The following is a 25,891-nucleotide window of genomic DNA, read 5'->3' as shown; positions in this document are numbered from 1 at the left end:
CCGGAAGAGAATTCATGCGGTTCACGATTGCCTGCGTCGGGCGGATGAAATCAGGCGCCGACAAGGAGTTGTTCGACCGCTACCTGGATCGCGCCCGCAAGACAGGGCGCGGACTCGGTGTGACAGCCGTTGCCCTTCAGGAGCTGCCGGAAAGCCGCGCTCAAAGGGCGGCTGACCGGAAGACCGAGGAAGCCGCCGCTCTGGAGGCCGCTATACCCCAAAACGCCCGTGTGGTGGTTCTGGACGAGCACGGGAAATCCATCTCCAGCACCGATTTCAGCGCCAGGCTTGAAGCCTGGAAAGATGATGGAGTGCCGGATGTGGTCTTTGCTATTGGCGGGGCCGACGGGCATGGGGAGCAGCTGCTGGCGCGGGCCGATCTCAAGATCGCTTTCGGCGCAATGACATGGCCGCATCAGATCGTCCGCATCCTGCTGGCCGAGCAGATTTACAGGGCGCTGACGATCCAGTCAGGCCATCCTTATCATCGTGAGTAGGGGCCAGGCGCCTCTGTCACGCGGGCTTGATCTGCGAAAGTCGGTTTTCGTTGGATACCTGCCCGTTTATCGCCTCAATCCCCACCTAATCTCCGACTGTTCTTTAACAGGCGTGGTACCTTTGGGTCTTGGTAAACACTTCCTTAAAGGGTGTCCCGGTATCGAAACCTGATGGTGGCTCGCAACATTGGACATGGAAAAACACGTGCTGGGGGAGCACTCCGGAGGGCTTCTGGAAAGCGGTGCCTGACGGGGCTGCTGAGCTTGGCAAGTGTCTCCATAACGGTGTTCGCGGTTGTGAATGGGCCTGGAGCCCTGGCGACGGAAAGCCAGATCGGGCAGGCAGATCAGACCAAGGTGGAGGCCGCGGTAGACCCGGCGATCCAGGAGGCGCTGGACCGGAAGACGCAGCGGGAAGAAGAGCTCTCGGCGCTGTCCCGGGACATTGACGTGTCGTCGGACCGGCAGAAGGAAATTGAACGGGAAATCGCCGCGATCGACCGGGACCGGGAAAGCCTGAACAACCGGATCTTGCGGACGGCGGATACGATCAAGGGACTGGAGACGAAGCTGACCGATACCGAGCGCCGTCTTCTCAAGCTGGGCGAAAACGAGGATTCGGTCCGGGCTTCCTTGAACAGCCGCCGGGGTGTTCTGTCGGAGGTTCTGGCGGCCCTGCAAAGAATTGGCCGGAGACCGCCTCCAGCACTCGCCGTGCAGCCAAGTGATGCGCTGGCTGCGGTGCGCAGTGCGATCCTGTTGAACGCGGTCATGCCGGAGATCCGGGTGGAGACAGAGGCCCTGGCTGCGGATCTGACGGAACTCAGCCGCCTCAAATCGGTCATTGCCGACGAGAAAAAGCGGCTTGGCGGAGATGCGATGCGGCTGGCCGAGGAAAAATCCCGGCTGGAACTGCTGCTGAGCGCAAAGCGGCAAGAGCGGGAAAAGACAGCTGGCGAGCTGGACAAGGAGAAGCGCCGGGCCGAGGAGCTGGCAAATAAGGCAGGTTCTCTGAAAGATCTGATCGCCAAGCTGGAGACAGAAATCAAAAGTGCCCGGGAAGCAGCCGAAAAGTCCCGGGAGGCTGAGCGCAATGCCGGACGTGGCGGACGCGGGGGAGATCCTTTCGCCGACCCTGGCCGTCTGGCTCCTGCGATCGCCTTTGCCGACGCGAAGGGCCGTTTGCCACGGCCAGTGTCCGGCGACATGGTTCAGGACTTTGGTCAGATCGACGATTTCGGCAATCTGACGGAAGGGCAGTCGATTGCGACACGGGCGGGTTCGAGAGTTACTTCGCCAGCTGACGGATGGGTGGTTTATTCAGGGCCATTCCGTTCCTTCGGGCAACTCTTGATCCTGAACACGGGCGGCGGTTACCATGTGCTTCTGGCTGGCATGGACCGAATCGACGCCGAGCTGGGTCAATTTGTGCTCGCCGGTGAGCCGGTTGGCGTAATGGGTGCTACCCGGTGGGCCAGCGCCTCCACGATTGGTCTGGGTTCTACCCAGCCGATCCTGTATGTTGAATTTCGAAAAGACGGAAGTGCGGTAGACCCCACACCCTGGTGGGCGCGCATCGAAGAAGAAAAGGCTCGCGGATGATTCGGAAAGCTTCATTGCTGCTCGTCGGCGCTCTGATGGGTGCCACTGCGGTCACCACATTGTCACAGGTACCCTTCCACATCAGCGCAGCGGCAAATGCGGCAGCTTCTGACACCTACCGGCAGCTCAATCTGTTCGGAGACGTGTTCGAGCGCGTCCGGTCCGACTATGTTGAAGTGCCGGACGATGCACAGCTCGTCGAAAATGCCATCAACGGCATGCTTTCGTCTCTTGATCCGCACTCCTCCTACATGTCTCCGAAGAGCTTCCGCGACATGCAGGTTCAAACCCGCGGTGAATTCGGTGGTCTCGGCATCGAGGTCACGATGGAAGACGGTCTGGTCAAGGTGGTCACTCCGATTGACGATACACCTGCTGCGAAGGCCGGTGTTCTCGGCGGCGATCTGATCACAATGATTGACGGCGAACAGGTACAGGGCCTGACCCTTAACGAGGCCGTCGAAAAGATGCGTGGTCCGGTCAACACGGACATCAAGATCACGGTGCGCCGTGAAGGCGTCGCTGATCCGATCGATATCACGATCACCCGCGACATCATCAAGATCCGTTCCGTCCGCTGGCGCGAAGAGGGCGATGTCGGCTACATCCGCATAACCCAGTTCAACGAACAGACGTTTGACGGCCTGAAGCAGGCGATTGACGAGATCTCCAAGGATATCGGCAACGATAAGCTGAAGGGCTATATTCTGGATCTGCGCAACAACCCAGGCGGTCTGCTGGATCAGGCGATCGCAGTTTCCGATGCGTTCCTGGACCGTGGTGAAATCGTTTCGACCCGTGGCCGCAACGCGGATGAGACCCAGCGCTACAATGCGCGTGCTGGTGATTTGTCTGATGGCAAGCCGCTGATCATTCTGGTGAATGGCGGGTCGGCTTCGGCATCCGAAATCGTTTCCGGCGCGCTGCAGGACCACCGCCGCGCGACCATTCTGGGCACACGCTCCTTCGGCAAGGGCTCCGTCCAGACGATCATTCCGCTGGGTGCCAACGGTGCGATCCGCCTGACCACGGCCCGCTACTACACCCCGTCGGGCACCTCCATTCAGGCCAAGGGTATCGTTCCGGATATCGAGGCCCTGCAGGTTCTGCCGGATGAGCTGAAGGGCCGGGCGGAAACCAAGGGTGAAGCCGGTCTGCGCGGGCACCTTCAGGCGGAAGGCGAAGACAAGGAAGCCTCCGGCAGCCAGGCCTATGTTCCTGCTGATGCCAAGGATGACGTCCAGCTGAAACTGGCCCTGGACCTGCTGCGCGGTGTTCAGGTCAACAACGCCTTCCCGCCGTCCGGCGACGACAAGGCCGTGATGAAAAACTGATTGCCCGGCTGCCGGCAGAGATAACCTCCGCCGGCAGCCGTTTATTGTTCCAGACAGGACGCCGCAAGGGACGCCATGGCGAGCGATGATCTCACGGCCCCGTTAGGTATGGGCAAGCGCCGGATTCTCCGGCTTCCCTTTGGCCTGATTGGCACTGGTATCCTTTGTGTTGTCGCGACAACGGCCTTGATCTGGATCGGGGTCGTTGACGACCCGCTGGGCGGTGAGCCTGTTGCTCTTGTTCCCCTCGAAAACTCCGTTGAAGGTCTCGCCACCCGGGACATCGAAGTCGTTGAGATCCGTCCGACTGACAGTGGGGATCTCGGGCCCAGCATGCGGACCAGAAACGACAAGCAGACGCTTGGACCCCGGTATGAGCTGCAAAAGGATGCGGACGGAAACGCACCGACCGCCTCGCAGCTGATTAATCCGGATCCGAGGGTCAGCGAGCGGTCAGACTATGGTTTCCTGCCGAAGATCAGCTCGGAGGGCGTGCGCCCGCTTGACGTTTATGCGCGCCCATTTGCGAATGAATTCGCGTCCATACCGAAGGTCGCGATCATCGTGAGTGGTCTGGGTCTGAGTGACGCTGGGACGCAGAATGCGTTCGATGCCCTTCCGGACGAAGTGACATTTGCTTTCTCGCCCTACGGTTCGGATCTGGACCGGTGGATGCAGAAGGCCCGCACGAAGGGGCATGAACTGCTTCTGCAGCTGCCTCTCGAGCCCTTTGACTTTCCCGACAATGATCCCGGCCCGCAAACGCTTCTGGTGAATCTGAAACCGGCGGAAATGCTCGACCGGCTTGCGTGGATCATGACCCGGATGACCAACTATGTTGGTCTGTTCCCGCAGATGGGCGCGCGCTACACCTCCACCGAACCTGCCATGAAGTCCCTTCTGGAGGCGCTCAAGAGCCGGGGTCTCATGTTCGTGGACAATGGCACCTCTTCGCGTAGCATCTCCGAGAAGGTCGCCAAAGAGGTTCAGGAACCCTACAGCGGTGTGGATGTGGTTCTTGATGCCATGCCGCGGGAGGACGAAATCAAGACGAAGCTGTTGCAGCTGGAAAGCATTGCGCGGGCCAAGGGCATTGCAGTCGCCGCTGGGTCGGCCCTTCCCGTCACCGTTCGGGAGCTTGAAATCTGGTCAAAGGACCTGGAGCAGCGCGGGCTGCTGCTGGTTCCAGTCAGTTCGACAATCGACAGGTAGGATATCGTGACGAGAAATGGGGGGCTGCCGGGCTTTCCGGCAGAGGTTGATGGGTTGCCCTATCGGCCTTGTGTGGGGATCATGGTGATCAACGGCCAGGGAAAGGTCTGGGTCGGCAAGCGGGATGATGGCAACGGCGCTGCCGATTACGAGTTCGCCTGGCAGATGCCGCAGGGCGGTATCGATCCGGAAGAGGACCCGAAGCTCGCAGCATTGCGTGAGCTTTATGAGGAAACCTCGATGAAGAGCGTTTCCGTCCTTGGGGAAACCGATGGCTGGCTGACCTACGATTATCCGCCCGAGATCCTGGCAGATATCCGCAAGGGCAAATACCGGGGCCAGGCACAGAAATGGTACGCGGTGCGCTTTGAGGGGCCTGAGAGCGAGATCAATATCCTCACCCCTCCGGATGGACACAGCCCGGAATTTGGCGAATGGCGCTGGGAAGAGGCCTCGGCTCTGCCCGCGCTGATCGTGCCGTTCAAACGGCCGGTCTATGATCAGGTTGTTGCCGCTTTTTCACACCTGACGGCGTGAGGTTCAGCTTTTGTCTGCTGGATGACAGCGTTCCCACTCCGTCAGAACGCTGTCATCCGTTTCCCCTGGGAGAAAGTCTCCGGCAAGCCCGGCCCAAGTTGCAGGATCTGCGATTTGAGCTGCGGCCCAGACGGCCGCTCCGCGAACCACCGGGTCCGGGTCGTTCAGATGCGGCGAAACTGCAGCCAGCAGTTTTTGATCGCCGGAGTTTCCGGCGGCAATCAGCACATTGCGAATGAACCTGTTCCGGCCAATGCGCTTGATGGGAGAGCCGGAAAACAGCGTGCGGAAAGCCGGATCGTCCAGCGTCAGAAGGCCGGCGAGACGGGGTGATATCAGATCTTCGCGGGCCTTGAGCTTGGCCTCACTCGCCACTTCAGCGAATTTGTTCCAGGGGCAGGCGGCCAGGCAATCGTCGCAGCCATAGATCCGGTTTCCCATCTTTGCCCGGAACTCCAGCGGTATAGGACCTGCATGCTCGATGGTGAGATAGGAAATGCAACGTCTTGCATCGAGCTGATAAGGCGCTGGGAAAGCTTCCGTCGGGCAGCTGTCCAGGCAGGAGCGGCAGGAACCGCAATGGTCTCGCTCTGCGCCGCCTGGCGCCAGATCCAGCGTGGTGAAAATCGACCCCAGAAAGAACCAGGATCCCAGCTTCCGGGAGACAAGATTGGTGTGCTTACCCTGCCAGCCAAGCCCGGCTGCCGCTGCAAGCGGCTTTTCCATCACCGGGGCCGTGTCGACGAAGACCTTTACATCCCCACCAGCGCGCGAGACGAGAAAGCTCGCCAGTTCCTTCAGCTTACCCTTGATGACGTCGTGATAATCGCGGTTGCGGGCATAGACGGAAATACCGGCGCGGTCCGGCTGATCCAGATGGGAGAGCGGATCGCAGTCCGGCCCGTAGTTCATCGCCAGCAGCAGAATGGAGCGGGCCTCCGGCCAGAGCACGCGCGGGTCGCCGCGCCGCTCCTGGGTTTCTGCCATCCAGCCCATGGAGCCATGATATCCGGCGTCCACGAACTGCTTTAGCCGCTCCGGTGCCTGGGGAATGCTGTCTGCGGCTGTGATCTTGAGATCGTCAAAGCCGAGTTGTGCGGCCTTGCCCGCAAGGGCCTGCAGCAGCTTTTCCGTCTTCCTGTCCTGTTTGTCTGGTCCGCTCAGAAGTCCAGATCCGCATAGGTTGTTGCGGCTGGAAGGCCGAGAACCTTCTCGCCCAGCAGCGGACGCATGCTCGGGCGGGACTTCACCCGGGCGTACCAGTGCTTCACGTTGTCCTCTTCCGCCCATGGCACTTCGCCCAGATAGTCAGCGCAGGAGAGTTCCGCTGCCAGCGCGAAGTCGGCAAAGGTCAGCCGGTCGCCGCCAAGCCACCTGCGGGAAGCTACAAGATAGCCGAAATATTTCATGTGGTGGTGGATGTTCGCACGGGCGACACGCAGGGCGCCCGAATCCGGTTCGCCGCCGCCGATGGAACGCGGCATGGTCTGCTTGTAGATCCGTTCACGCACCAGATGGCCGATGACTTCCGTATCGAACTTGCCCAAGGCCCAGTCGACCAGCCGGCGTGTTTCCGCACGCGCATCGGGATGATCGGGCATCAGACGCCGGTCGGCCATGGCGTAGCCCCGGGTTTCATCGAGGTACTCCATGATCGTCAGGGCGCCGCAGATCGGTGGCCCATCGTTTTCCACCAGAACAGGAACGGTCCCGGCAGGATTCAGAAGCAGCAGCTCATGCGGCCGTTCCCAGGGATTGACCAGCTTGTCATCAAAGTTGGCACCGTATTCACTCAAGATGAGGCGTACGAACCTGGAAGACGGCGAGAAGGGATGATGATAGAGCGTAAGCATGAAGGGCTTGTTTGGGCCTGACGGGTACGAGGTGCGGAACGGAATTAGGGCAGTACCGCGGCTGCCGATAGCGGGAAATTATGTCTGAACGGTGGTTATCAAGCGCTTGACGCGCAGCCCCATGTTGCGCGCCATCTGAATATATCCACCGTTTGCACAACTTTTCCCAGCGGCATGCCCCAGCAGAAGACATGAGGGTCTACCAATTGGAAGAACAGACGATCGTAAATGCGCTGATCCTTGGCATTGTCGAGGGCTTGACCGAATTCATCCCGGTATCCTCAACCGGTCACATTCTGCTTCTAGGGCATTTCCTGGGATTTGAAAGCAAAGGCAAAACCTTTGAGGTTCTGATCCAGCTCGGAGCAATCCTCGCCATTCTGTCGGTCTATTTCGCCCGGCTCTGGAACCTTTTGGTCACATTCCCCTCCGACCCGGCCAGCCGCCGCTTTGTGTTCGGCATTCTGGTTGCCTTTCTGCCAGCAGCGGTGATCGGCGTGCTGGCGCATGGCTTTATCAAGGAAGTGCTGTTTGAGTCGCCGCAGCTCATCTGCTCGACGCTGCTGATCGGGGGCATCATTCTGCTGTGGATCGACCGGCTGCCGCTCAAGCCGCGCTACACCAACGTGATGGATTACCCGCTCAGCCTCTGTCTGAAGATCGGCTTCTGCCAGTGCCTGGCAATGGTGCCCGGTGTTTCCCGGTCGGGCTCCACGATTGCCGGCGCTCTTTTGATGGGCACGGACAAGCGCTCGGCGGCGGAGTTTTCCTTCTTTCTGGCCATGCCGACCATGGCGGGCGCCTTTGCCTATGATCTCTTCAAGAACCGGAACGTGCTGTCCGGGGATGACGCAATGATCATCGGCATCGGCTTCGTGGCGTCCTTCGTTGCAGGCGTGTTCGTGGTCAAGGGGCTGTTGAATTTCGTCTCCCGCCACGGCTTCGCGCCCTTTGCCTATTGGCGCATCGCGGTCGGTATCGCCGGTTTTGCCGGTCTCTACCTGATGGGCTGACGTAAAGCTTCAGGAAGCCTGGGGCAGCCCGCCATGGGTTTGGGCCAGGCTTTTTAATTCTTCTGCCAGCTCCTGCCGCATGTGTTCCGGCTCAAGGAGCTCAGCCCCCGGCCCGAGCCAGCGCACCAGCGGCAGAATGCGGGAACTGGCGGTGTCCGGGATGGCGATGATCAGACTGCCGCTTTCCTCCGCGGTTAAGACCGCGTGCCGGTAGTACCAGTCCGATGACAGCTTGGCGGCCTGTTCCGCCGTGATCCGGATCCGGGCAATCGGGCTTTCCGTTTCCCACCTGCGCATGGCCTGTTTCAGCCAAGCGCCCCCAAGCAGGGACTCGATCGCGAATGTCTTGTCCTGCCGGAAGCGGAAGCCGCTTACTTCCATCTCGCGCACCCTATCCGCGCGGTAAACTTTGACCTGCCGTGTGTCGACACAAAACCCGGCCATGTACCAGAGGTCCCGGTCATACAGGATGCCACGCGGTTCAACGTCGTGAGGGCGAGGTTCGCCTCTTGCCGGGTTGTTGTGAAGAAAGCGGACTCTCCGGCTTTCGAGCAGGCCTTGCATGAAGCCGTCTATGGCCTGCTGCCAAAGCGGTGTCGGTTCTGCTCGGGTATTGGAGTGAAAGATATCTGCAGGTACGGGTTCGATGCCAATAATGCGCTCCGCTTCACCGAGCAGCGCATGAACGGCCTTGGGCAAGGTGGCTACCAGTTTCTTTTGAGCCGAGTCGAGATCTGTTGCCAAGGGGATGGTGCGGATGCCTCTCACGAGCGCCAGGGCAGTCAGCAGAGCGGCCGTTTCATTGCGGGTTAGGGCCACAGGGGCTTGAAGATAGTCCTGAGATAGTCTGTAGCCCCCCTCCGCACCCCGTTCGGCATCGACGGGAACCCCAAGAGAAATGAGCCGATCGATATCCCGGTAGATGGTCCTGAGTGACACATTGAAACGCTCGGACAAAGTCGTGGCGGTCACCAGTTTTCCACCGGTCAGCAGCAGCAGAATGCCGAGGGCGCGTTCAATCGGGTTCATGCGGTTGGGCTCCGGAAGGCGGTGGGACGGCAATCGTAGCTGATTTTCTTTTTGTAGAACATAACGCGATCAAACCTGACTCGCAGCTGTCAGGATTGGTTTGCGAAACTGTTTTCAAGCCGGGAGATGACCCGGGTTTGGACAACAGCGGGAGCAGAAAATGATGATGATCCACGAGCGCACAGCCACAGCCGGCAGCTTTTTCCGTCCTCTCTTCAACGCGGTTCTTTTTGTGGGAAAGGCTCTCGAATCCTATGCCCGCAGACGCGCCACTATGAGGTCGCTTGCGCGCCTGAGTGAGCGTGACCTGCAGGACATCGGTCTGCGGCGGACATCCGCCGGCTACGAGCTGATGGAAGGAACCCGGCGGAACCCCCGGCAGCGCTGAGGCGGGACCAAGTCTGCACATACAGAAAAGGCGGCCCGGTGGCCGCCTTTTTCGTTCTTTTCGCCAGCTAGCTCAGGCCACGCGGTGCGCGTCGTACTGGCCGTGTTCGCGGAAACGGTCCAGATAGGAGGGCAGGATGGCAGCCAGGGTCACTGGCTTGATGCCGATGCCTTCCAGCGTGTGCCCGGCAGCCTTGGCCTCTGCGGAGACCACATTGTCGCTTTTCAAGAGCGCCACCTGATCGGTGGTCAGCGGAGCACCCGGCAGCACTTGCAGGATCTTGGCCAGAACACCGGCCACTTCAAACGGCAGCGGCGCCAGGATGCGCTTGCGATGGGTTACCTCAAGGATCAGTTCCAGGCACTCGCGGAAGCTGACGGTCTGGGCGCCGCCCAGCTCATAGACGGTTCCGGCGGCGAGCTGGCCGTCCACGGCCTTGGCAACGGCTTCGGCAACGTCACAAACGTAGACCGGCTGGAACAGTGTATGACCGCCGCCAATCAGGGGCAGCACCGGCATGATTCGAGCCATGCTGGCGAAACGGTTGAAGAAGTCGTCTTCCGGGCCGAATACGATGGAAGGGCGCAGGATGACGCTGTCCGGCAGGGTCTCCAGAACCGCAGCTTCGCCCTTGGCCTTGGACCTTGCATAGGCAGAAGGCGACTCGGCGTTCGCGCCAATGGCGGAGATATGGGTGATGGCGCTGAGACCGGCGGCACGGGCGGCTTCCGCGATTGCGCGCGGACCGAAAGCTTGGACCGCATCGAAGCTGTTCTTACCGGACGGTGCCAGAATACCGACCGCATTGACCACCGCATCCGCACCGGCAACCGCCCGGTCAACGGACCAGCGGTGGCGGAGGTTCGCCTGAACCGGCATGATCTGGCCCGGCGCGCCGAGCGGCTGAAGATGGGTTGCCAGGTCCGGGCGGCGCACGGCCACACGGATCCGGTAGCCGCGGCGGGCCAATGCCTGCACCACATGGCGGCCTACGAAACCTGAACCGCCAAAGACCGTAACGAGCTTTCCATTGAGAGCTGTGGACATGCCGGGTGCCCCCTTGTCGCGTCCTGTAGATAACCTGCACGGCCACAAAGCCGCGCGTTCCTTCAGTCTCTTAGCCCTTTGCAGGGGCCCTGTGAAGGGCTGTGCACAGGCTGCCTGTGAAAGATTGAAAATTGTTTTGCCGGAGTGATTGACAAGTCCCTGAGCCATCCTTAAAAGCGCCGTCACAGCCCAGGTGGCGGAATTGGTAGACGCACTAGCTTCAGGTGCTAGCGCTGGCAACGGCGTGGAGGTTCGAGTCCTCTCCTGGGCACCAAATGACTGTTTCGGACTTACTACCAAGGTCCGATAAGATGAAAAAAGCTCCGGTTCACCGGGGCTTTTTTCGTTTGTGTCTATTGTGGTCAAATTCAGTTTGTTGAGTTTTGTCCGAAGTACGATTTTACATCTTCTGACTTGGGTGATTTCAATACTAATTGCAACAAATCCGCTTTATGTAAGTGTTTCCAAAGGTGATGAAGCTATCCTTCGGAATTGAACCGACAGATTTTAGTTTTTTTGTAACTTCTATTGCGGTTTCTCGATCAAATGAGTCCTCAAGTGTTACTGCGTACCATCCATTTGTGACGACAAACACTGAGGATCGAAGGTTGAAGTTTTTAGAAAAATTCAATGCTTCGTCAATTTTATCGAAGCTTTTTATTTGAATGAGCCTTTGAAGACCGCTTGTTGCCTCAAATTGGTCTACTCTGACCCAAGTATGATGAAGATAGCCAATACTTGAGCCTGATCGGGCTTTATACCAGCGGTCACTAGTACTTAAAATTTCAACAGGGTCGCCATTAAACTGAATCGCAAGGTCTGGGGACTTGGTGTCTGGTGAGCTCTTTAACATAACAGAGCCTTTTGGATGTCGGATCCTTCCAGTGCGAGCAATTGGAAATTGTGCGACAGTTCTTTCGAGCGTTGATGGAAACGGTGTTTCTGGTTGCGGTTGCGGGGTTAAAACAGATGGCTTATTTGTTTTTGATGTTTGTCTCGCTCCTGTTGTGAGATTGAATTCTGACATTTCCTGACCAGACAAGTAGCGAATATCATAAGCTTCTGTTTTCAAGGCCAACTGCATCAGTTTAGGATTTACACCCATCTCTGACATGTAATCTAAAATTTCAGCTGTTAATTCTTGCACCAAAGATACAGCAGCGCTCGTTGATATGCTGACGTCTGGCGAGAAAGAGGATTTGTGAACGCCAATTGAACCTGGCTCTGCAATTCTCTCAACGCCCCCCATGAATGCCAAGGAGCATGCGGAGGCGCATTGCAGCATGCGTAATTGAAGTGTGCTTAGGCCGTACTGACGAATTGCGCGACCAAGCTCCATTGCTTTTATTATACTTCCTCCCTCGCTATTAAAGCTAACTGCTTTTGGGTGTTGAGTTTGAACTAGGTGATGAAATATGGAAAGATCATCGTTACTTTCAAATTGACCGGAAACAATTATAAAGCTGAGGCCGTCGTTGGTTCTGTTTGATCTAAATGATACTTCTGATCTTGCAATTGAAGTATGCGTTAAAAGTGATATTAGGATAAATAATCTTAAAAATGTCGATAAAAACATAAACGCAACAAAACCGAAGAACAGTTTTGCTCCCCACTTATACTGGCATAAATGTAGAATACAGCTTGCGAATAAAAAACCAAGCACGCAAATGAATCGACCCTGAGCTATAGCCGAACGACATCAGGGTTTCGCAAAACCTTGCCAATCCGCTTGCCAGCCTTTACCTGACTGATGGACTGCTGCTGGCGTGCCGGGCGAAAAGCCGGGGCGCCTGGTTTTGTTTTGCCCGAACGGGTACCGCTGCTGGCCGCAAGGCCGTTTCGAGGAGCCTTACGACGCCATGACGATCCGATACCACAAGAACGACCTGCCGGACCTTTCCGCCTATGAGACTGCGGAGGCTGTTGCGGTCGATTCGGAGACGCTTGGCCTCAATCCGGTTCGTGACCGGCTTTGTGTTGTGCAGCTCTCTCCCGGCGATGGCACGGCGGATGTGGTGCAGATCCAGCGGGGCCAGAAGTCTGCGCCGAACCTCGAAAAGCTCTTCACGGATATTTCCAAGCCGAAGATCTTTCATTTCGCGCGCTTTGATGTGGCGGTGCTCAAGGCCTATCTCGGCATTGAAGTGAAGCCGGTCTGGTGCACCAAGATCGCCTCCAAGCTGGTGCGCACCTATACGGACCGGCATGGCTTGAAGGAACTCACCCGCGAGCTTCTCGGCGTTGAACTCTCCAAGCAGCAGCAGAGCTCGGACTGGGCCGCTGAAACACTCAGCGAGGCGCAGCTTATCTATGCGGCCTCTGATGTTCTGTATCTTCACAAGCTGAAGGAACGGCTGGAATTCATGCTGGCGCGGGAAGAGCGCACCCATCTCGCGAAAGCGTGTTTCGACTTCCTGCCCACCCGCGCGGATCTTGATCTGATGGGCTGGGAAGAAACCGATATCTTCGCCCACACGTAAGACAACCAGGACGAAGGCAGGCAGCACGCAGCATGACGGCGGATGTGGCAGACATGGAGAAGGTCCCGGCGGGAAAACCGCATGAGGAGCGCCGTGCTCAGTATGCCGCCCGCAGGCACAGCCGCTGGGTGCGGGTGCTGCGCGTGCTGTTTCCGCTTCTCGGCGTCCTGATCTTCGCCGGCATGGCCGGGATGGTCGTGCTGTTCAATTTCCTGAACAGCCTGGGCATCGGCAACATCAGCTTCAGTTCTGATGGCCTGGTCATGGACCGGCCTGAACTGTCCGGCCACGATGGCGAGAGGTCCTACAAGGTGTCGGCCGTCCGGGCGATCCAGCGTCTGAGTGATCCGCGGATCATCGATCTGGAGACGATCCAGGCCAATATCGTGCTCAATCCGGAGCAGGATGCCAAAATTACGGCAAGCCGGGGCACTTACGACAACGGTGCGGAAACACTTTTTCTCTATGACGGCTTGCAGGTGACGTGGAGCCAAGGCTACACGATCGATCTGGCCGACGTGACGGTGGACCTGCGCTCTGGCGCGATGAAGACCTCCCAGCCCGTCGAGATCAAATCGGAAAAGGGCGATATTCATGCTGGTCAGTTGACCTATGACCAGAAGCAGGGGATCGTCCGGTTCACGGACGGTATCAAGATGACCCTCTTCCCCGGCGCCCGGGGCATGTAGGCGGCAGACAGGAAACTGAGTAGATGAGTGGATTTCTCAAGAGCGCGATAGCCGGAACCTTCTGCTTGCTCAGTCTGGCCGCCGCCAGCCAGGCGCAGACCTTCTCCAACGCCTTTGCCGGCTTTGGCTCCAGCGACAAGGAGCCGATCCAGATCGAGGCAAGCGAGCTGCAGGTCGAAGACAAGAGCAACAGCGCGACCTTCACAGGCAGTGTCGTTGTGTCCCAGGGCGAAACCCGCATGAAGACCGATCACCTGAAGGTCTTCTACGACGGATCTGCCGCCGGTGATGTGCAGCAGAAGATTTCCCGTCTGGAAGCCTCTGGCAGTGTCTATATCTCCTCCAAGGATCAGACCGCGACTGGTGATCAGGCCAGCTTCGACATGACCAAGGAAATCATGGTGATGACTGGCAAGGAAGTGGTGCTGAGCCAGGGGCCGAACGTGGTCGTCGGAAACAAGCTGACGGTCAACCTGAAGACCGGCAAGGCCGACCTTCAGGCGCCGAGTTCCGGCCGGGTCAAGGTTCTCATTCAGCCGAACAGCCTCAACAAGAAGTAGCGTTCTGCTTCGTCTCCGAGCCATGACGGCTTTCTCCCATCCCCTGGCGCTGGGCGCTGGCGAACTTGCGGAAGCATGACGTGAAACTGTTCCCCTTCGGACACAAAGGCGCAGGTGAAGCGCAGTCTCATCAGGCCGAAGCTGCGCCCGGTGCGCTTGTCGTCGAAGGGATCGGCAAGACCTATGGTCGCCGCCAGGTGGTGAAATATGTCAGCCTGGAAGTCCGTCCCGGAGAATCCGTCGGGCTTCTGGGGCCGAACGGCGCTGGCAAGACGACCACTTTTTATATGATCACCGGCTTGATCCGTCCGGATCAGGGCCAGATCACGCTGGATGGCTTTGATATCACCCGCCTGCCCATGTACCGGCGCGCGCGGCTTGGGATCGGATACCTGCCCCAGGAAGCCTCGATTTTCCGCGGGCTGACGGTCGAAGAGAACATCCGTGCCGTTCTGGAGGTGATCGAGCCGGACCGCCGCCGCCGGAACGAGGATCTGGATGAGCTGCTCGCAGAATTCGGCCTGACCCATCTGCGCAAGTCGCCGTCCATTGCCCTGTCAGGCGGTGAACGCCGCCGTGTGGAAATCGCCCGGGCCTTGGCCAGCCGGCCTTCCTTCATGCTGCTGGATGAGCCGTTTGCAGGGATCGACCCGATTGCGGTTGGGGATATCCAGCAGCTGGTGCGTCATCTGACCCAGCGCGGCATTGGCGTTCTGATCACCGATCACAATGTGCGCGAAACGCTCGGTCTCATCGACCGGGCCTATATTATTGCGGCTGGCGAAGTTCTGACTGAAGGGTTGCCCGCTGACATTGTCGCCAATCCAGACGTGCGCCGTCTGTATTTGGGCGAACAATTTACGCTTTGATGACAAGCCCGCAATTACTCTATAAACAATGGGCAAGCAAAAAGCGGACCAGTCCATAAAGCGGGAGCCCACAAGGCGAGATGGCAATTTCAACCAAGCTCGAGATGCGGCAGAGCCAGTCGCTGATCATGACGCCGCAGCTGATGCAGGCGATCAAGCTGTTGCAATTGTCCAATCTCGATCTGGTGGCCTATGTGGAAACCGAGCTCGAGCGCAATCCCCTTCTGGAAAAGAGCGAAGCCGAGGCCCCTGCCAGCAGTGAAGTCGAGATTACGGGCGGGGATGACGGCGGCCCAAGGGTAGACGATGCCCGGGACGATCCGCGCGCCGGTGACTGGATGGAAAGCCAGCTGGAAACGGGCGCCGAAGGCATTGCCAGCCGTATGGATACGGATCTCGGCAACGTCTTTCCGGATGAGCCTGGTGTTTCTGCCGGACCAGACCCTGCTTTGTTGAAGGGCTCGGACACATTCTCCGGCTCTTCATCCGGAGGCGTAAGCGAGGATTATAACCTCGAAGCCTTTGTGGCCGGGGAAACGTCGCTGGTGCAGATGCTCGAGGACCAGATGCATCTGGTTCTGTCCGACCCTGCCGACAAGCTTGTCGCGCTTCATCTGATCAATTCGCTGGACGAAAACGGCTATCTCTATCTGGATCTTGAAGAGGCTGCTGAGCAGCTGGGAACGGAGCTGGAACGGATCGAATCTGTTCTGGCCGTTCTTCAGACGTTTGAGCCTTCCGGCGTCTTTGCGCGCAGTCTGTCAGAGTGCCTGAAACTGCAGCTGATCGACCGGAACCGTTTCGATCCGGCGATGGAAAAGCTGCTTGAAAACATCGAGCTTCTTGCCCGCCACGATTATGCGGCGCTGAAGCGGGTTTGCGGCGTTGATGATGAAGACCTGTCCGAGATGATCTCGGAGATCAAGGCGCTTGATCCCAAGCCAGGCAGCGGTTTTGGCGGCAACCCGGTGCAGACACTCGTGCCCGATGTGCTCGTGCGCAAGGCTCCCGATGGATCTTGGACGGTGGAGCTGAACAGCGACACCTTGCCAAAGGTTCTCGTCAACCAGACCTACTATTCCCGGATCACCAAAACGGCGCGCAATGCTGCCGAGAAGGAATATCTGACCGATTGCCTGCAGACGGCGAACTGGCTGGTGAAGAGCCTGGATCAGCGTGCCCGGACGATCCTGAAGGTGGCGACGGAAATCGTGCGTCAGCAGGACGGGTTCCTGACTTATGGGATTGAGCATCTCAGGCCCCTTAATCTCAAGACCATCGCCGAGGCCATCGGCATGCATGAATCCACCATCAGCCGGGTGACGTCGAACAAGTATATGGCGACGCAGAGGGGGATCTTCGAGCTGAAGTATTTCTTCTCCTCGGCGATCTCCGCGACGGAGGGCAATGATGCCCATTCGGCGGAATCCGTGCGCCACAAATTGAGGCAGCTTATTGACGCGGAGACGCCTGATGACATTCTTTCGGATGACACGCTTGTGAAGATCCTGAAGGATGAGGGCGTGGATATCGCGAGGCGCACAGTCGCGAAATACCGGGAAGCAATGAAAATTCCGTCGTCCGTGCAGCGGCGCCGTGAAAAACGGGCGCGCAGGTAAGTGTCTGTTTCAGTATAGAAAATTTTAGACTGTCTATGCTGGCAGTGTCCCGGATCAATCAAAAACTGAACTCTTGAAGTGATGGTTCTGCAGACACCGGAGACCTCCGGATTGACACCCGGCGGTCAGATGCGTATACGGGCGGCCTTATGGGCCTTTTTGTGAAGGGGATGGCGCTCAGGCGCCGAGTGGTCCATATCTATAGGTATGGAATGCATCGCATTTCATACGCCAGTCTGTTCGGCTGGCGACCTTTGGTCCAATTAGAAAAGAGGTCCCCATGACACTGCGGATTTCGGGAAAAAATGTCGACGTGGGAGATGCCCTGCGTATCCACGTCACTGACCGGATTGAGGATGCGCTGTCCAAGTACTTTGCGGGTGGTTATACCGGCCATGTAACGCTCAGTCGTGAAGGCACAGGCTTCAAGTCGGAATGTTCCTTGCATCTCGATACGGGGATTGTGTTGCAGGTGTCGGCTCAGGACCAGGAGCCACGCCTCAGTTTCGATCTCGCCGCGGACAAGATTGAGAAGCGGCTGCGCCGTTACAAGCGCAAGCTCAAGGATCACCATGGTCCGTCTTCGGCAGCAGCGCGTGAAGCGCTGGAAGCTGCAGCCTACGTTCTCGCCTCCACAGAGGATGAAGAGGAGCTGCCAGCCGATTACAACCCGCTGGTGATCGCGGAAACATCGGCCAAGGTGAAAACCCTGACCGTCGGAATGGCCGTTATGGAGTTGGATCTGAGCGAAGCTCCGGTTGTCCTCTTCAAGAACGCGGCAAACGGCGGTGTGAATGTGGTTTATCGCCGGTCTGACGGTAACATTGGCTGGATTGATCCGGCTCTTGTCGCCCAGCAGGCTGCCGAGTAAACGGATAGGAAAGCCGCGCCGGTCATGACAGACCGGCGCGGACGGACTTGTAGGCGGAAAAATGGATCTGAGTGATCTTCTAACGAAAGATGCGGTCGTTGCCTGTTTGAAGGCAAAGAGCAAGAAGCAGGTGATCCAGGACATGTCCGCGAAAGCTGCGGAACTGACGGGTCTGTCCGAACGGGAAATCTTCGATACCCTGCTTCAGCGTGAAAGGCTTGGATCCACGGGTGTAGGTCACGGCATTGCGATTCCGCATGGCAAACTGACCCGGCTCGACCGTCTGGTCGGTCTTTTCGCGCGTCTGGACAAGCCGATCGACTTCGACGCGCTGGACGATCAGCCGGTCGATCTGGTTTTCCTTCTGCTGGCGCCGGAGGGCGCGGGGGCGGATCATCTCAAGGCTTTGGCCAGGATTGCGCGCCAGCTCCGCGACGCGAAGGTTGCTGGAGGCTTGCGTGGAACCGCAGACGCTGAGGCGATTTACGGTTTGCTTACCCAGCCGGTTGCATCCTCGAACGCAGCCTGACAGTCCCGGTATCAGATTTGTTCTTATTGAGACCCGGTCTTGTTAAGAGGCCGGGTTTTGTTTTTGTAATGCGATTGTGTGGCCAGGTTGTTTCTCTAAAGAAGCTGAAATTTTTACGTTTTAAAATCGGTTTCCATGCGTGATGTGAATAGTAATTTTGAATTTTATCAAGAGATGTCATTTTATAATATTATGATGTGCGCGTGAATGAAACGAAAGAGCGGCGCTAAAAATTGATAGTTATGCGCGACGCGCTTCATGTGGCCTTGTTTTTGTTGGTTCGTGTTAACCAATCTGCTTAAGCCGGATTTATCTATTTCGGTATAGTTAGTTCTCTCTAGGGATGCTGAGGCCGGGTGCCAGAGGCCTGAACTGATTAGACGAGGGATTGCTAAATGAACGATACTATTCGCGAATTGCTGTCGAAGCACGGTGGGCTACCGGTGGCTGCCGATCAGCTGGCTGATACCGCCGATCTTTACGAGGCAGGGCTTTCTTCTTTTGCTTCCGTTCAGCTGATGCTCGCTCTTGAGGAAGAGTTCGATATCGAATTCCCGGAAGCCTATCTCAACCGCAAAACATTCTCTTCCATCTCGGCGATCGCCGAAGCCCTGGCAGATATTACCAAAGACCGTCAGGTGGCTTGAGATGAACGCCCCAGCCCAGGTTGCAGCTATGGACCTTGCGGAGCGCGCACGCCGCGCGGCGAAGGTCGCTGCTGAATTCGCTGATCGCGTTGATGCCGAAGGCCGTTTCCCCGCAGAAGGCATGGAAGCGGTCAAGGCTGAGCGGTTGATGGGTGTCATGATCCGGCCCGAGCTTGGCGGTGAATCTGCCACGCTGACCCAGGTCGCGGATGTCTGTGCAATCCTCGGCCAGTCCTGCGCGGCGACCGCGATGACCTACGCCATGCACCAGATCCAGATTGCCAGCCTGGCCGACTACGCCGTGGGCAGCGCCTGGCACGAAGCTTTCCTGAAGCGGATCTGTGACGAGCAGCTGCTGGTTGCTTCCGCGACGAGTGAGGCTGGAATTGGTGGCAACCTGCGGAATTCGATCTGCGCGATCGAAGTGGATGGTCCCATCGCCCGTCTCACCAAAGACGCCACGGTCATTTCCTATGGGGCCGCGGCAGATGCCATTATGGTCACCTCCCGGCGCAACGCCGAGGCACCGCACCCTGATCAGGTCGCAACCCTCTTCCTGAAAGAGCAATATACGCTTGAACGGACGTCCGTTTGGGACACACTGGGCATGCGTGGCACCTGCTCCGATGGCTATATTTTCCGCGGGGAATGTCCGGCAGAACAGATCCTGCCGCGGCCTTTCGCAGAAATCGCGGCCCAGTCGATGCTGGCCGTGTCTCACCTTCTGTGGGGCGCGCTCTGGTATGGGATCGCAGCAGATGCGGTCGCCCGGTCTCAGGCCTTCGTCCGTGCGGCTGCACGCAAGATGCCGGGACAAACTCCTCCGGGTGCATTGCGTCTGGCAGAAGCTTCCAATCTGCTGCAGCAGGTCAAGGCCAACGTGGTGGCGGGGCTCAAGCAGTTTGAAGCAGCCAAGGGCAATGCCGATGCGCTCAATGCCATGAGTTTCTCTGTGGCCATGAACAACATCAAGGTAGGCACGTCCCAGATGATCCTGGTGATCATCAACCACTGCATGCTGATCTGCGGGATTTCCGCTTACAAAAATGGCACTCCCTACAGCCTCGGACGGCACCTGCGCGATGCGCACTCTGCCCAGCTGATGATTTCGAATGACCGCATTCTCGGCAATACGTCGACGATGCTCCTGGTCAATAAGCAAGACACCAGCCTTTTGGGATGAATGATGACCGCGCCCGTTTCTTTTCTCGACAAGTTATTTGATCAGGGCCTTCTTTATGACAGCGGTGTAGATGGCCTTTATGGCCGCAGCGCCGTGTTTGAAGATGTGATCTCCCGCTTTGAGCAACTGGCTCTCAGCCTTGGCAAGGACGAAATCTCCGAGGCCATGGTCTTCCCGCCCGGCATGCCGGTTCCGGATTTCGAGACCAGCGGCTACATGAAGAACTTTCCCCAGCTTGCGGGGACGGTGCATTCCTTCTGCGGCAATGATCACGACCATATGGGCCTGATCCAGTGCATGGCGGCAGGGGAAGACTGGACAAAGAACCAGAAAATCACCGACATCGCCCTGACGCCTGCGGCTTGTTATCCGCTTTATCCGATCCTGGCTCGGCGTGGAAACCTGCCGGAAGAGGGGGCCTATGTCGCCCTACAGTCCTACTGCTTCCGACACGAGCCTTCCAAGGAGCCGACGCGGATGCAGATGTTCCGCCAGCGTGAATATGTGCGTGTCGGCACTCAGGAGCAGACCATTGCCTTCCGGGAGACCTGGAAGCGGCGTGGCGGCGAAATCATGGACCTGTTGCAGCTTCCCCATGAGGTAGATGTGGCCAACGATCCCTTCTTCGGGCGCGCAGGCCGCATGATGGGCGCAAGCCAGCGTGAGCAGGAGCTGAAGTTCGAGATGCTTGTGCCCGTCAATGACGGGGCTGGCCCGACCGCCTGCATGAGCTTCAACTATCACATGGACAATTTCGGCAAGGCCTGGGGCATCACCTTGTCCGATGGGTCTCCCGCTCACACCGCCTGTGTTGGTTTTGGGCTGGAACGTCTGGCTCTCGCCCTGTTCCGCCATCACGGGCTCGACACGGCACAATGGCCGGAAGGTGTCCGCAAGGCGCTTTGGGGCTGAGGGAGAGGGATGGCAATGACCGAGCGCGTTTTTCCGGATCTGGATCCGGCCAATTACAAGCGTCATCCGCTGCATGCGGCGGAGCGGGATTGGCCAGAGACGAACTGCTATCTGGACGTTTGGATCGAGGTGCTGCCCTCGCTTGGCCTGCCGCCTGAAGCTTGTCTCGCCTATTCCGTCACCCAGGATTTCGAGGGGGACCAGTTCACGTTCTTCAAGGTTCCGCTTGAAGATCTGGAAACGCTTTATGGCCTGCGGGTCACCGAGCTTGCCATCTACGACCGGGTGGAAACCCATGTGGCAGGCCAGATCGGGCGGGGCCGGTTGAGCCTGGTCGAAGTCGACAGTTTCTATCTGCCGGACACTCAGGGCGTCGGCTATCACAGCGCCCACGGCAAGACGACCGTTGCCGTCAACCGGCTGGATATCGAGGGCCGCTCCATGGACTACTTCCATGGTCTTGGCCTTCATCATCTGGAAGGTGACGATTTCGACGGTGTCTTCCAGAGAGGTGATAAGGCCCAGCCGCTGCCGTTCTTGCCTTATACCGAGTTCGTGAAGTTCCCGGAAAAAATGCCCGCGCAGAACGTCATCGTGGAACGGGCTCTCGCGCTGCTGGCGACGCATCTTGCCAAGCGGCCGGAGCGCAATCCGATTGCAGCGTTCTCAGAGGTCTTCCCGCAACAGGTCGCCAGTATTTCCGAGCGCCCTTTCGAGTTCTTCCATCTTTATGCCTTCAACACGTTGAGACAGCTTGGGGCGAATTTCGAGCTCTTCAGTGCCCATCTGGACTGGCTTGGCCGCAACGGCGTCGCCGGTCTTGAAGAGGCTGCGGCAAAGGCCCGTCTGATTTCCTCCACCTGCAAGTCGGTGCAGTTCCAGCTTGCCCGGGCGGTCATGCGCAAATCTTTCGACAAGCTCGTGCCTGCGCTTGCCCCTGCCGTCAGCGCATGGGACGATTTGATGGCAGATCTTGACGCGCATATGGTGGCGCAGGGCCTCCGCGCAGCCTGATTTCCTTTTCCTGCCAGAGCGGACCGACATGCCGAACTCCTTTCCCGCCTTGCGTCCGTCACCCGGTCAGCCCGTCACACGCTTTCATCTGACGGTGACACCGGCGGGGGCGGTGGTTACGCCGGAGGCGCTGAGCGCTATTGACGACTGGGTTCCGGCGACTGCGCCGGGAACAGCTGCCGCGGCTCTGGCGGCTGCCGGCCGCTATGACCCGCTTGCGCCTGAAAGCCTGCACGACAAGGACATCTGGTACCGGGCAGATCTCGTCAGCTTCGGCGAGGGCGCCAAGGTTCTGTCTCTGGAAGGACTGGCGACCATCGCGGAAGTCTATCTGGATGGCACGCTGATCCTTAGCTCCGGGAGCATGTTCGAAGGCCATGAGCTTCCTGTTCATCTGAAGGCCCAGTCCCGTCTCGATATCTGTTTCCGGGCCCTCGCACCCTATTTGGAAGCCAAGGGGCCGCGTGCCCGCTGGCGGCCGCAGCTGGCGGCGTCCCAGGGCCTGCGACTGGTCCGCACCACGCTTCTTGGCCACATGCCGGGCTGGTGCCCTGAAATCCATGCGGTCGGCCCATGGCGGGCAATCACCCTGCATGAGGCCGGGCAGCCCACTCTCTCCCAACTGGAGCTTCTGGCCAATCTGGGTCGGGACGGAGTTGGCTACCTGACCTTCTCAGGCCTGCTTGAGGGTTGGATGGGAGAAGTCAGTCTTGTTTGTGGCGGTCAGCGTCTCACGCTTGAAAAGAGCGAAGAAGGCCGCTGGGCGGGAACGCTTGAAATTCCGGATGTCCGTCACTGGATGCCCCACACGCACGGGACACCTCACCTCTACGAGGTTCAGCTGTATTTGGGTTCTTGCCAAATCGATCTGGGCCGCACCGGCTTCCGCCGGATCGAGGTGGAGACAGGCGCCGATGGCAAGGGCTTCGGCCTGACCATCAACGATGTGTCCGTGTTTTGCCGGGGTGCAGTCTGGACCAATGCCGATCTGCTTGGTCTGTCTGGTGATAGTGGAACCTACCGCCCGCTGCTGGAAAAGGCGCGTCTTGCCGGAATGAACATGCTGCGGATCGGCGGCACGATGGTCTATGAGACCCGCGCCTTCTTCGAGCTCTGCGATGAACTCGGAATCCTCGTCTGGCAGGACTTCCAGTTCGCCAATTATGACTATCCGGTTCAGGATGAGGCTTTTGCGGCGCTCGTGCAGGAAGAGGCCCGCCAGCAGCTGACCCGGTTGCAGGAGTGTCCGTCCCTGGCGGTTTTGTGCGGGGGCAGCGAGATCTATCAGCAAGGCGCGATGATGGGTCTGCCGGAAAGCCGCTGGAAAGGTGCGCTTTGCGAGGAGCTTCTGCGTGTTGCAGCAGGAGCCTACCGTCCTGATGTGCCCTATGTAGCCAATTCGCCTTGTGGCGGAGCATTGCCCTTCTCGCCGAACGAAGGGGTCGCCCACTACTACGGCGTTGGCGCCTATTTGCGTCCGCTAGAGGATGCGCGGCGTGCCGAAGTCCGCTTTGCCGCCGAGTGCCTGGCCTTCTCCAATGTTCCGGAAAGCCGGACGTTGGAAAAGCATCTGCCCGTGAAACCTGGTCATGATCCGCGCTGGAAGGCGCGGATTCCACGGGACAGGGGCGCGGGATGGGACTTTGAGGATGTGCGCGATCACTATCTGAAGTCGCTGTATGGCGTCGATCCGCTCGTGCTGCGCTATGGGGATCCGGACCGGTATCTCGATCTGTCCAGGGCGGTTACAGCGGACATTCTGGAACAGACCTTTGGCGAATGGCGGCGGGCGCAGTCCACCTGCCGGGGTGCGCTGGTCTGGACCTTTCAGGACCTGCTCCCAGGTGCAGGCTGGGGAGTGATTGACGCCACGGGCTGTCCGAAACCGGCCTGGCATGCGCTGCGGCGCGCCTTCCGGCCTTTGAATGTTACCTTAAGCGATGAGGGCACCAACGGCCTCTTTGCCCATCTTCATAACGAAACGCCCGCGGTACGTCAGCTTGTTCTGACGGTCAGCTGTCTGCGCGATGGCATGACGCCGGTGGTCTCGGGCAAACGGGCGTTTGAACTCGGGCCGCACTCCAGCCAGGACGTGGCGGCGACGGATCTTTTCGGGGCCTTCTTCGATACGGCCTACGCCTACCGTTTCGGGCCGCCTGCCCATGACGTCACCGTGGCACGGCTGGTTGATGAGGCAACGGGGGAGATCTTGTCCGAAGCCTTCCATTTCCCGCAAGGCTTTGATCCAGCACGTCAGCCGCTGGACATTCAGGCGGATCTGGCAAAGGGCGAAGACGCAGATTGGTTGCTGACCTTGACCGCAGCCCGGACTGCCCGCTTCGTGCATCTGGACGTCGAAGGGTTCCTGCCTTTGGACAACTGGTTCCATATTGCCCCGGGCGCCCCGAAACTCATTCGCCTTGTTCCAGAAACGGAGAGCGATGGAGCGCCCGCCGGAATCCTCCGTGCGGTTTCGTCAAACAGCCAGATCAGTTTCCGGGGGTAGAGACCCTGAGGAAAATGACCTCAGGCCGCATTACGCTTTCTTGAGACGAGGATTGCGGCCCAGGTCAGCAAGGTCAGCGCCGATTGCACGGCAAAGCGGAATAAGGCTGCGCCGACAAGCCCACCCATGATCGCGCCGAACCAGACAACGGGGACGAGTGCCAGGCTGGTGAAAATCAGGAGCGCCATACGGACTTTCTGATGTCCGATTGCGCGCAGGAGATCTGCGCCAATGCCGGAGAGGCCCATCAGCAGCGGATAGAACGCCAGACACTTGATGACACTGGGCGTTTCGGCAAAGTCTTCGCCCAGCACCAGCGGAATGTAATCCGCAATCACGAACAGGCCAATGGCAACTGGCAGAGCAAGTCCAACAGCAGCAGGCAGCAGTTTCAGCGCAAAGCTGTAGCTGTTTTCCCTGCCGACCTCTGCATGGCGGAAATGGTGGGTGTAGGTGGCATAGAGAAATGCGCGCACTGGTGCCGAGGCCGCATCGATGATGCGGAAGCCAGCCGCATATTGCCCGCCTGCATGGGCGTCGATCGCGTGCACCACAACCGGCTTGTCCAGATCCTTCATGCTGCCAATGGCGAGAAATTCGACGCAGTAAAGGCTGCTGAGCCTCAGGTCTTCCCGGACAATGGTCATGATTGGCCGCCCGAGGTCACGAAAGACTAGAGCGATGGCGACGATTGCGGAGAGCAATCCCGATGCAAAGTACCACCAGGTCCAGTCAGAGACCGTCAGCTTGCTGTTCAAACTGGTGGCTGCGATCAGGAAAACGAGTTTGGAAATCGCCATGAAGGCATTGATGAAGAGCTGCTTGTTTGCCTTATCGAACGCCATGTAGGCCTGCGCAGCCAGAACAACGAGCCTTGTGAAGATCAGATCCGTCAGTGAGATGACGGACAGATGGAGCAGGCTGATCGTGTCTCCGACCAGATAGTGCAGGAAGACAATCATGGGGATGGCGACCAGCGGCAATGTCAGAGCCATCATGATCAAGGCATGGCCGAAGTAGCGCGGGAAGGCGTCAGGATCGACGGCAACACGCTGGACCAGAAGATACTCACTGCCCAGGCCGATAATGAATCCAGCTATGATCGATGCGCTCGTGATGCTGATGAAGACGCCATAGCCTTCCGCACCAAGGTTCCGGGAGATCAGCATGAAGAAGGCCAGTTGAATGACGAGCTGAAGCCCAAAATTCACAGTGTAGGACAAGGTATTGCGAACGAGGCTGGATTTGCGCGCCTGTCCAATGAGGTTCTTCACCTTGGACGGGACGCTCCCGGGTGTATTGGATTGCATATAGTCGTCCGCTCGGTCCGGCCGGGAGTGGAAACGGCCAGTCTAGGAATGTCAGATCATTGGGCTTGGTTTAGCACAAGGGTCTTCCGCCGGGGTTAATTTCATTGACGTCCTGGCGAGCGGTTCCGCTCATTATCCGTTGAACTTTTCATGGCAGAGTGCCTGGAATTGGGAGCCAAGCCTTTTTCAG

The 25,891-nt window shown here is 58.4% G+C and carries 25 protein-coding genes and 1 tRNA gene; 20 read left to right on the top strand and 6 right to left on the bottom strand.

The window, feature by feature from the left end:
• Positions 1-14: 14 nt before the first annotated feature.
• The 5 genes from rlmH to IG616_RS12880 all read left to right on the top strand — a co-directional run bounded on the left by rlmH (position 15) and on the right by IG616_RS12880 (position 5,182).
• A complete protein-coding gene (rlmH, locus tag IG616_RS12900) occupies positions 15-497 on the top strand; it encodes a 23S rRNA (pseudouridine(1915)-N(3))-methyltransferase RlmH (protein WP_192148574.1) in 483 nt (160 codons plus the stop codon).
• Between the two features lie 264 nt (positions 498-761).
• Positions 762-2,099 carry a murein hydrolase activator EnvC family protein gene (locus IG616_RS12895; RefSeq protein WP_209007482.1) on the top strand — a complete coding sequence of 446 codons (1,338 nt, stop codon included), beginning with the start codon at positions 762-764 and terminating at the stop codon, positions 2,097-2,099.
• On the top strand, positions 2,096-3,433 hold the full coding sequence (locus IG616_RS12890; protein ID WP_192148572.1) for a S41 family peptidase: 1,338 nt from the start codon (positions 2,096-2,098) through the stop codon (positions 3,431-3,433). The genes IG616_RS12895 and IG616_RS12890 overlap by 4 nt, the downstream gene beginning before the upstream one ends.
• A 75-nt stretch (positions 3,434-3,508) precedes the next feature.
• A complete protein-coding gene (locus IG616_RS12885; protein WP_209007481.1) occupies positions 3,509-4,645 on the top strand; it encodes a divergent polysaccharide deacetylase family protein in 1,137 nt (378 codons plus the stop codon).
• 6 nt (positions 4,646-4,651) lie between these two features.
• The gene (locus IG616_RS12880; protein ID WP_192148571.1) at positions 4,652-5,182 is read left to right on the top strand and encodes an RNA pyrophosphohydrolase; all 531 of its coding nucleotides are present in this window, start codon (positions 4,652-4,654) and stop codon (positions 5,180-5,182) included.
• Between the two features lie 3 nt (positions 5,183-5,185).
• Here IG616_RS12880 and queG read toward each other — a convergent pair whose 3' ends face one another.
• Both queG and IG616_RS12870 read right to left on the bottom strand, forming a co-directional pair.
• Positions 5,186-6,307, bottom strand: coding sequence for a tRNA epoxyqueuosine(34) reductase QueG (gene queG, locus IG616_RS12875; protein ID WP_246476222.1), 1,122 nt, complete (start codon positions 6,305-6,307; stop codon positions 5,186-5,188).
• A 35-nt stretch (positions 6,308-6,342) separates the two neighbouring features.
• Positions 6,343-7,035: a glutathione S-transferase family protein gene (locus IG616_RS12870; RefSeq protein WP_192148570.1), complete on the bottom strand. Its 693-nt coding sequence runs from the start codon at positions 7,033-7,035 to the stop codon at positions 6,343-6,345.
• Between the two features lie 206 nt (positions 7,036-7,241).
• On the opposite strand from IG616_RS12870, the gene IG616_RS12865 reads away from it, so the two are divergent.
• Positions 7,242-8,048, top strand: a complete 807-nt coding sequence (locus IG616_RS12865; RefSeq protein WP_425504186.1) for an undecaprenyl-diphosphate phosphatase — start codon at positions 7,242-7,244, stop codon at positions 8,046-8,048.
• Positions 8,049-8,057: 9 nt separating this feature from the next.
• On the opposite strand, the gene IG616_RS12860 is transcribed toward IG616_RS12865, so the two are convergent.
• A complete protein-coding gene (locus IG616_RS12860) occupies positions 8,058-9,077 on the bottom strand; it encodes a helix-turn-helix transcriptional regulator (RefSeq protein WP_192148568.1) in 1,020 nt (339 codons plus the stop codon).
• A gap of 160 nt (positions 9,078-9,237) precedes the next feature.
• Here IG616_RS12860 and IG616_RS12855 point away from each other — a divergent pair, with 160 nt between their 5' ends.
• Positions 9,238-9,465: a DUF1127 domain-containing protein gene (locus IG616_RS12855; protein ID WP_192148567.1), complete on the top strand. Its 228-nt coding sequence runs from the start codon at positions 9,238-9,240 to the stop codon at positions 9,463-9,465.
• A gap of 72 nt (positions 9,466-9,537) precedes the next feature.
• Here IG616_RS12855 and IG616_RS12850 read toward each other — a convergent pair whose 3' ends face one another.
• Entirely contained in the window at positions 9,538-10,512 is a 975-nt protein-coding gene (locus IG616_RS12850) for a complex I NDUFA9 subunit family protein (RefSeq protein WP_192148566.1), read from the bottom strand.
• Positions 10,513-10,699: 187 nt separating this feature from the next.
• On the opposite strand from IG616_RS12850, the gene IG616_RS12845 reads away from it, so the two are divergent.
• Positions 10,700-10,786 (top strand) — tRNA-Leu (locus IG616_RS12845).
• 156 nt (positions 10,787-10,942) lie between these two features.
• Here the strand turns inward: IG616_RS12845 and IG616_RS12840 are convergent.
• Positions 10,943-12,175 carry a COG3904 family protein gene (locus IG616_RS12840; RefSeq protein WP_192148565.1) on the bottom strand — a complete coding sequence of 411 codons (1,233 nt, stop codon included), beginning with the start codon at positions 12,173-12,175 and terminating at the stop codon, positions 10,943-10,945.
• Positions 12,176-12,371: 196 nt separating this feature from the next.
• Between IG616_RS12840 and IG616_RS12835 the strand changes: the two genes are divergently transcribed.
• From IG616_RS12835 to IG616_RS12780, 12 genes are all read left to right on the top strand, one after another.
• The gene (locus tag IG616_RS12835; RefSeq protein WP_192148564.1) at positions 12,372-12,992 is read left to right on the top strand and encodes a ribonuclease D; all 621 of its coding nucleotides are present in this window, start codon (positions 12,372-12,374) and stop codon (positions 12,990-12,992) included.
• Positions 12,993-13,024: 32 nt separating this feature from the next.
• Positions 13,025-13,681, top strand: coding sequence for an LPS export ABC transporter periplasmic protein LptC (gene lptC, locus IG616_RS12830; protein ID WP_209007480.1), 657 nt, complete (start codon positions 13,025-13,027; stop codon positions 13,679-13,681).
• Between the two features lie 23 nt (positions 13,682-13,704).
• Positions 13,705-14,241, top strand: coding sequence for a lipopolysaccharide transport periplasmic protein LptA (gene lptA, locus IG616_RS12825; protein ID WP_192148563.1), 537 nt, complete (start codon positions 13,705-13,707; stop codon positions 14,239-14,241).
• 86 nt (positions 14,242-14,327) lie between these two features.
• Positions 14,328-15,110, top strand: coding sequence for an LPS export ABC transporter ATP-binding protein (gene lptB / locus IG616_RS12820; RefSeq protein WP_192148600.1), 783 nt, complete (start codon positions 14,328-14,330; stop codon positions 15,108-15,110).
• 80 nt (positions 15,111-15,190) lie between these two features.
• Positions 15,191-16,729, top strand: a complete 1,539-nt coding sequence (rpoN, locus tag IG616_RS12815) for an RNA polymerase factor sigma-54 (RefSeq protein WP_192148562.1) — start codon at positions 15,191-15,193, stop codon at positions 16,727-16,729.
• Between the two features lie 280 nt (positions 16,730-17,009).
• On the top strand, positions 17,010-17,600 hold the full coding sequence (gene hpf / locus IG616_RS12810) for a ribosome hibernation-promoting factor, HPF/YfiA family (RefSeq protein ID WP_192148561.1): 591 nt from the start codon (positions 17,010-17,012) through the stop codon (positions 17,598-17,600).
• 61 nt (positions 17,601-17,661) lie between these two features.
• The gene (ptsN, locus tag IG616_RS12805) at positions 17,662-18,129 is read left to right on the top strand and encodes a PTS IIA-like nitrogen regulatory protein PtsN (protein ID WP_192148560.1); all 468 of its coding nucleotides are present in this window, start codon (positions 17,662-17,664) and stop codon (positions 18,127-18,129) included.
• Between the two features lie 395 nt (positions 18,130-18,524).
• Positions 18,525-18,776 carry an acyl carrier protein gene (locus IG616_RS12800; RefSeq protein WP_192148559.1) on the top strand — a complete coding sequence of 84 codons (252 nt, stop codon included), beginning with the start codon at positions 18,525-18,527 and terminating at the stop codon, positions 18,774-18,776.
• 1 nt (position 18,777) lies between these two features.
• Entirely contained in the window at positions 18,778-19,959 is a 1,182-nt protein-coding gene (locus IG616_RS12795) for an acyl-CoA dehydrogenase family protein (protein ID WP_192148558.1), read from the top strand.
• A 3-nt stretch (positions 19,960-19,962) separates the two neighbouring features.
• Positions 19,963-20,871, top strand: coding sequence for an amino acid--[acyl-carrier-protein] ligase (locus tag IG616_RS12790; protein WP_209007479.1), 909 nt, complete (start codon positions 19,963-19,965; stop codon positions 20,869-20,871).
• Positions 20,872-20,886: 15 nt separating this feature from the next.
• Positions 20,887-21,885, top strand: a complete 999-nt coding sequence (locus tag IG616_RS12785) for a DUF1839 family protein (protein WP_209007478.1) — start codon at positions 20,887-20,889, stop codon at positions 21,883-21,885.
• A gap of 28 nt (positions 21,886-21,913) precedes the next feature.
• Positions 21,914-24,391, top strand: a complete 2,478-nt coding sequence (locus IG616_RS12780) for a glycosyl hydrolase 2 galactose-binding domain-containing protein (RefSeq protein ID WP_192148555.1) — start codon at positions 21,914-21,916, stop codon at positions 24,389-24,391.
• 20 nt (positions 24,392-24,411) lie between these two features.
• Here IG616_RS12780 and IG616_RS12775 read toward each other — a convergent pair whose 3' ends face one another.
• Positions 24,412-25,701: a lipopolysaccharide biosynthesis protein gene (locus tag IG616_RS12775; RefSeq protein ID WP_192148554.1), complete on the bottom strand. Its 1,290-nt coding sequence runs from the start codon at positions 25,699-25,701 to the stop codon at positions 24,412-24,414.
• Between the last annotated feature and the right edge of the window lie 190 nt (positions 25,702-25,891).

This window comes from Roseibium litorale (genome assembly GCF_014842915.1).
Classification (GTDB): Bacteria; Pseudomonadota; Alphaproteobacteria; order Rhizobiales; family Stappiaceae; genus Roseibium; species Roseibium litorale.
The sequence above is the reverse complement of the archived record's forward strand: the minus strand, read 5'-3'. Positions and strand labels throughout refer to the sequence as shown.

Coding starts and splice junctions, on each gene's coding strand:
- rlmH (WP_192148574.1), top strand. CDS start 15: ATGCGGTTCACGATTGCCTGCGTCGGGCGGATGAAATCAGGCGCCGAC.
- IG616_RS12890 (WP_192148572.1), top strand. CDS start 2,096: ATGATTCGGAAAGCTTCATTGCTGCTCGTCGGCGCTCTGATGGGTGCC.
- IG616_RS12885 (WP_209007481.1), top strand. CDS start 3,509: ATGGCGAGCGATGATCTCACGGCCCCGTTAGGTATGGGCAAGCGCCGG.
- IG616_RS12870 (WP_192148570.1), bottom strand. CDS start 7,035: ATGCTTACGCTCTATCATCATCCCTTCTCGCCGTCTTCCAGGTTCGTA.
- IG616_RS12860 (WP_192148568.1), bottom strand. CDS start 9,077: ATGAACCCGATTGAACGCGCCCTCGGCATTCTGCTGCTGCTGACCGGT.
- IG616_RS12855 (WP_192148567.1), top strand. CDS start 9,238: ATGATGATGATCCACGAGCGCACAGCCACAGCCGGCAGCTTTTTCCGT.
- IG616_RS12850 (WP_192148566.1), bottom strand. CDS start 10,512: ATGTCCACAGCTCTCAATGGAAAGCTCGTTACGGTCTTTGGCGGTTCA.
- IG616_RS12835 (WP_192148564.1), top strand. CDS start 12,372: ATGACGATCCGATACCACAAGAACGACCTGCCGGACCTTTCCGCCTAT.
- lptC (WP_209007480.1), top strand. CDS start 13,025: ATGACGGCGGATGTGGCAGACATGGAGAAGGTCCCGGCGGGAAAACCG.
- lptA (WP_192148563.1), top strand. CDS start 13,705: ATGAGTGGATTTCTCAAGAGCGCGATAGCCGGAACCTTCTGCTTGCTC.
- rpoN (WP_192148562.1), top strand. CDS start 15,191: ATGGCAATTTCAACCAAGCTCGAGATGCGGCAGAGCCAGTCGCTGATC.
- hpf (WP_192148561.1), top strand. CDS start 17,010: ATGACACTGCGGATTTCGGGAAAAAATGTCGACGTGGGAGATGCCCTG.
- ptsN (WP_192148560.1), top strand. CDS start 17,662: ATGGATCTGAGTGATCTTCTAACGAAAGATGCGGTCGTTGCCTGTTTG.
- IG616_RS12800 (WP_192148559.1), top strand. CDS start 18,525: ATGAACGATACTATTCGCGAATTGCTGTCGAAGCACGGTGGGCTACCG.
- IG616_RS12795 (WP_192148558.1), top strand. CDS start 18,778: ATGAACGCCCCAGCCCAGGTTGCAGCTATGGACCTTGCGGAGCGCGCA.
- IG616_RS12790 (WP_209007479.1), top strand. CDS start 19,963: ATGACCGCGCCCGTTTCTTTTCTCGACAAGTTATTTGATCAGGGCCTT.
- IG616_RS12785 (WP_209007478.1), top strand. CDS start 20,887: ATGACCGAGCGCGTTTTTCCGGATCTGGATCCGGCCAATTACAAGCGT.
- IG616_RS12780 (WP_192148555.1), top strand. CDS start 21,914: ATGCCGAACTCCTTTCCCGCCTTGCGTCCGTCACCCGGTCAGCCCGTC.
- IG616_RS12775 (WP_192148554.1), bottom strand. CDS start 25,701: ATGCAATCCAATACACCCGGGAGCGTCCCGTCCAAGGTGAAGAACCTC.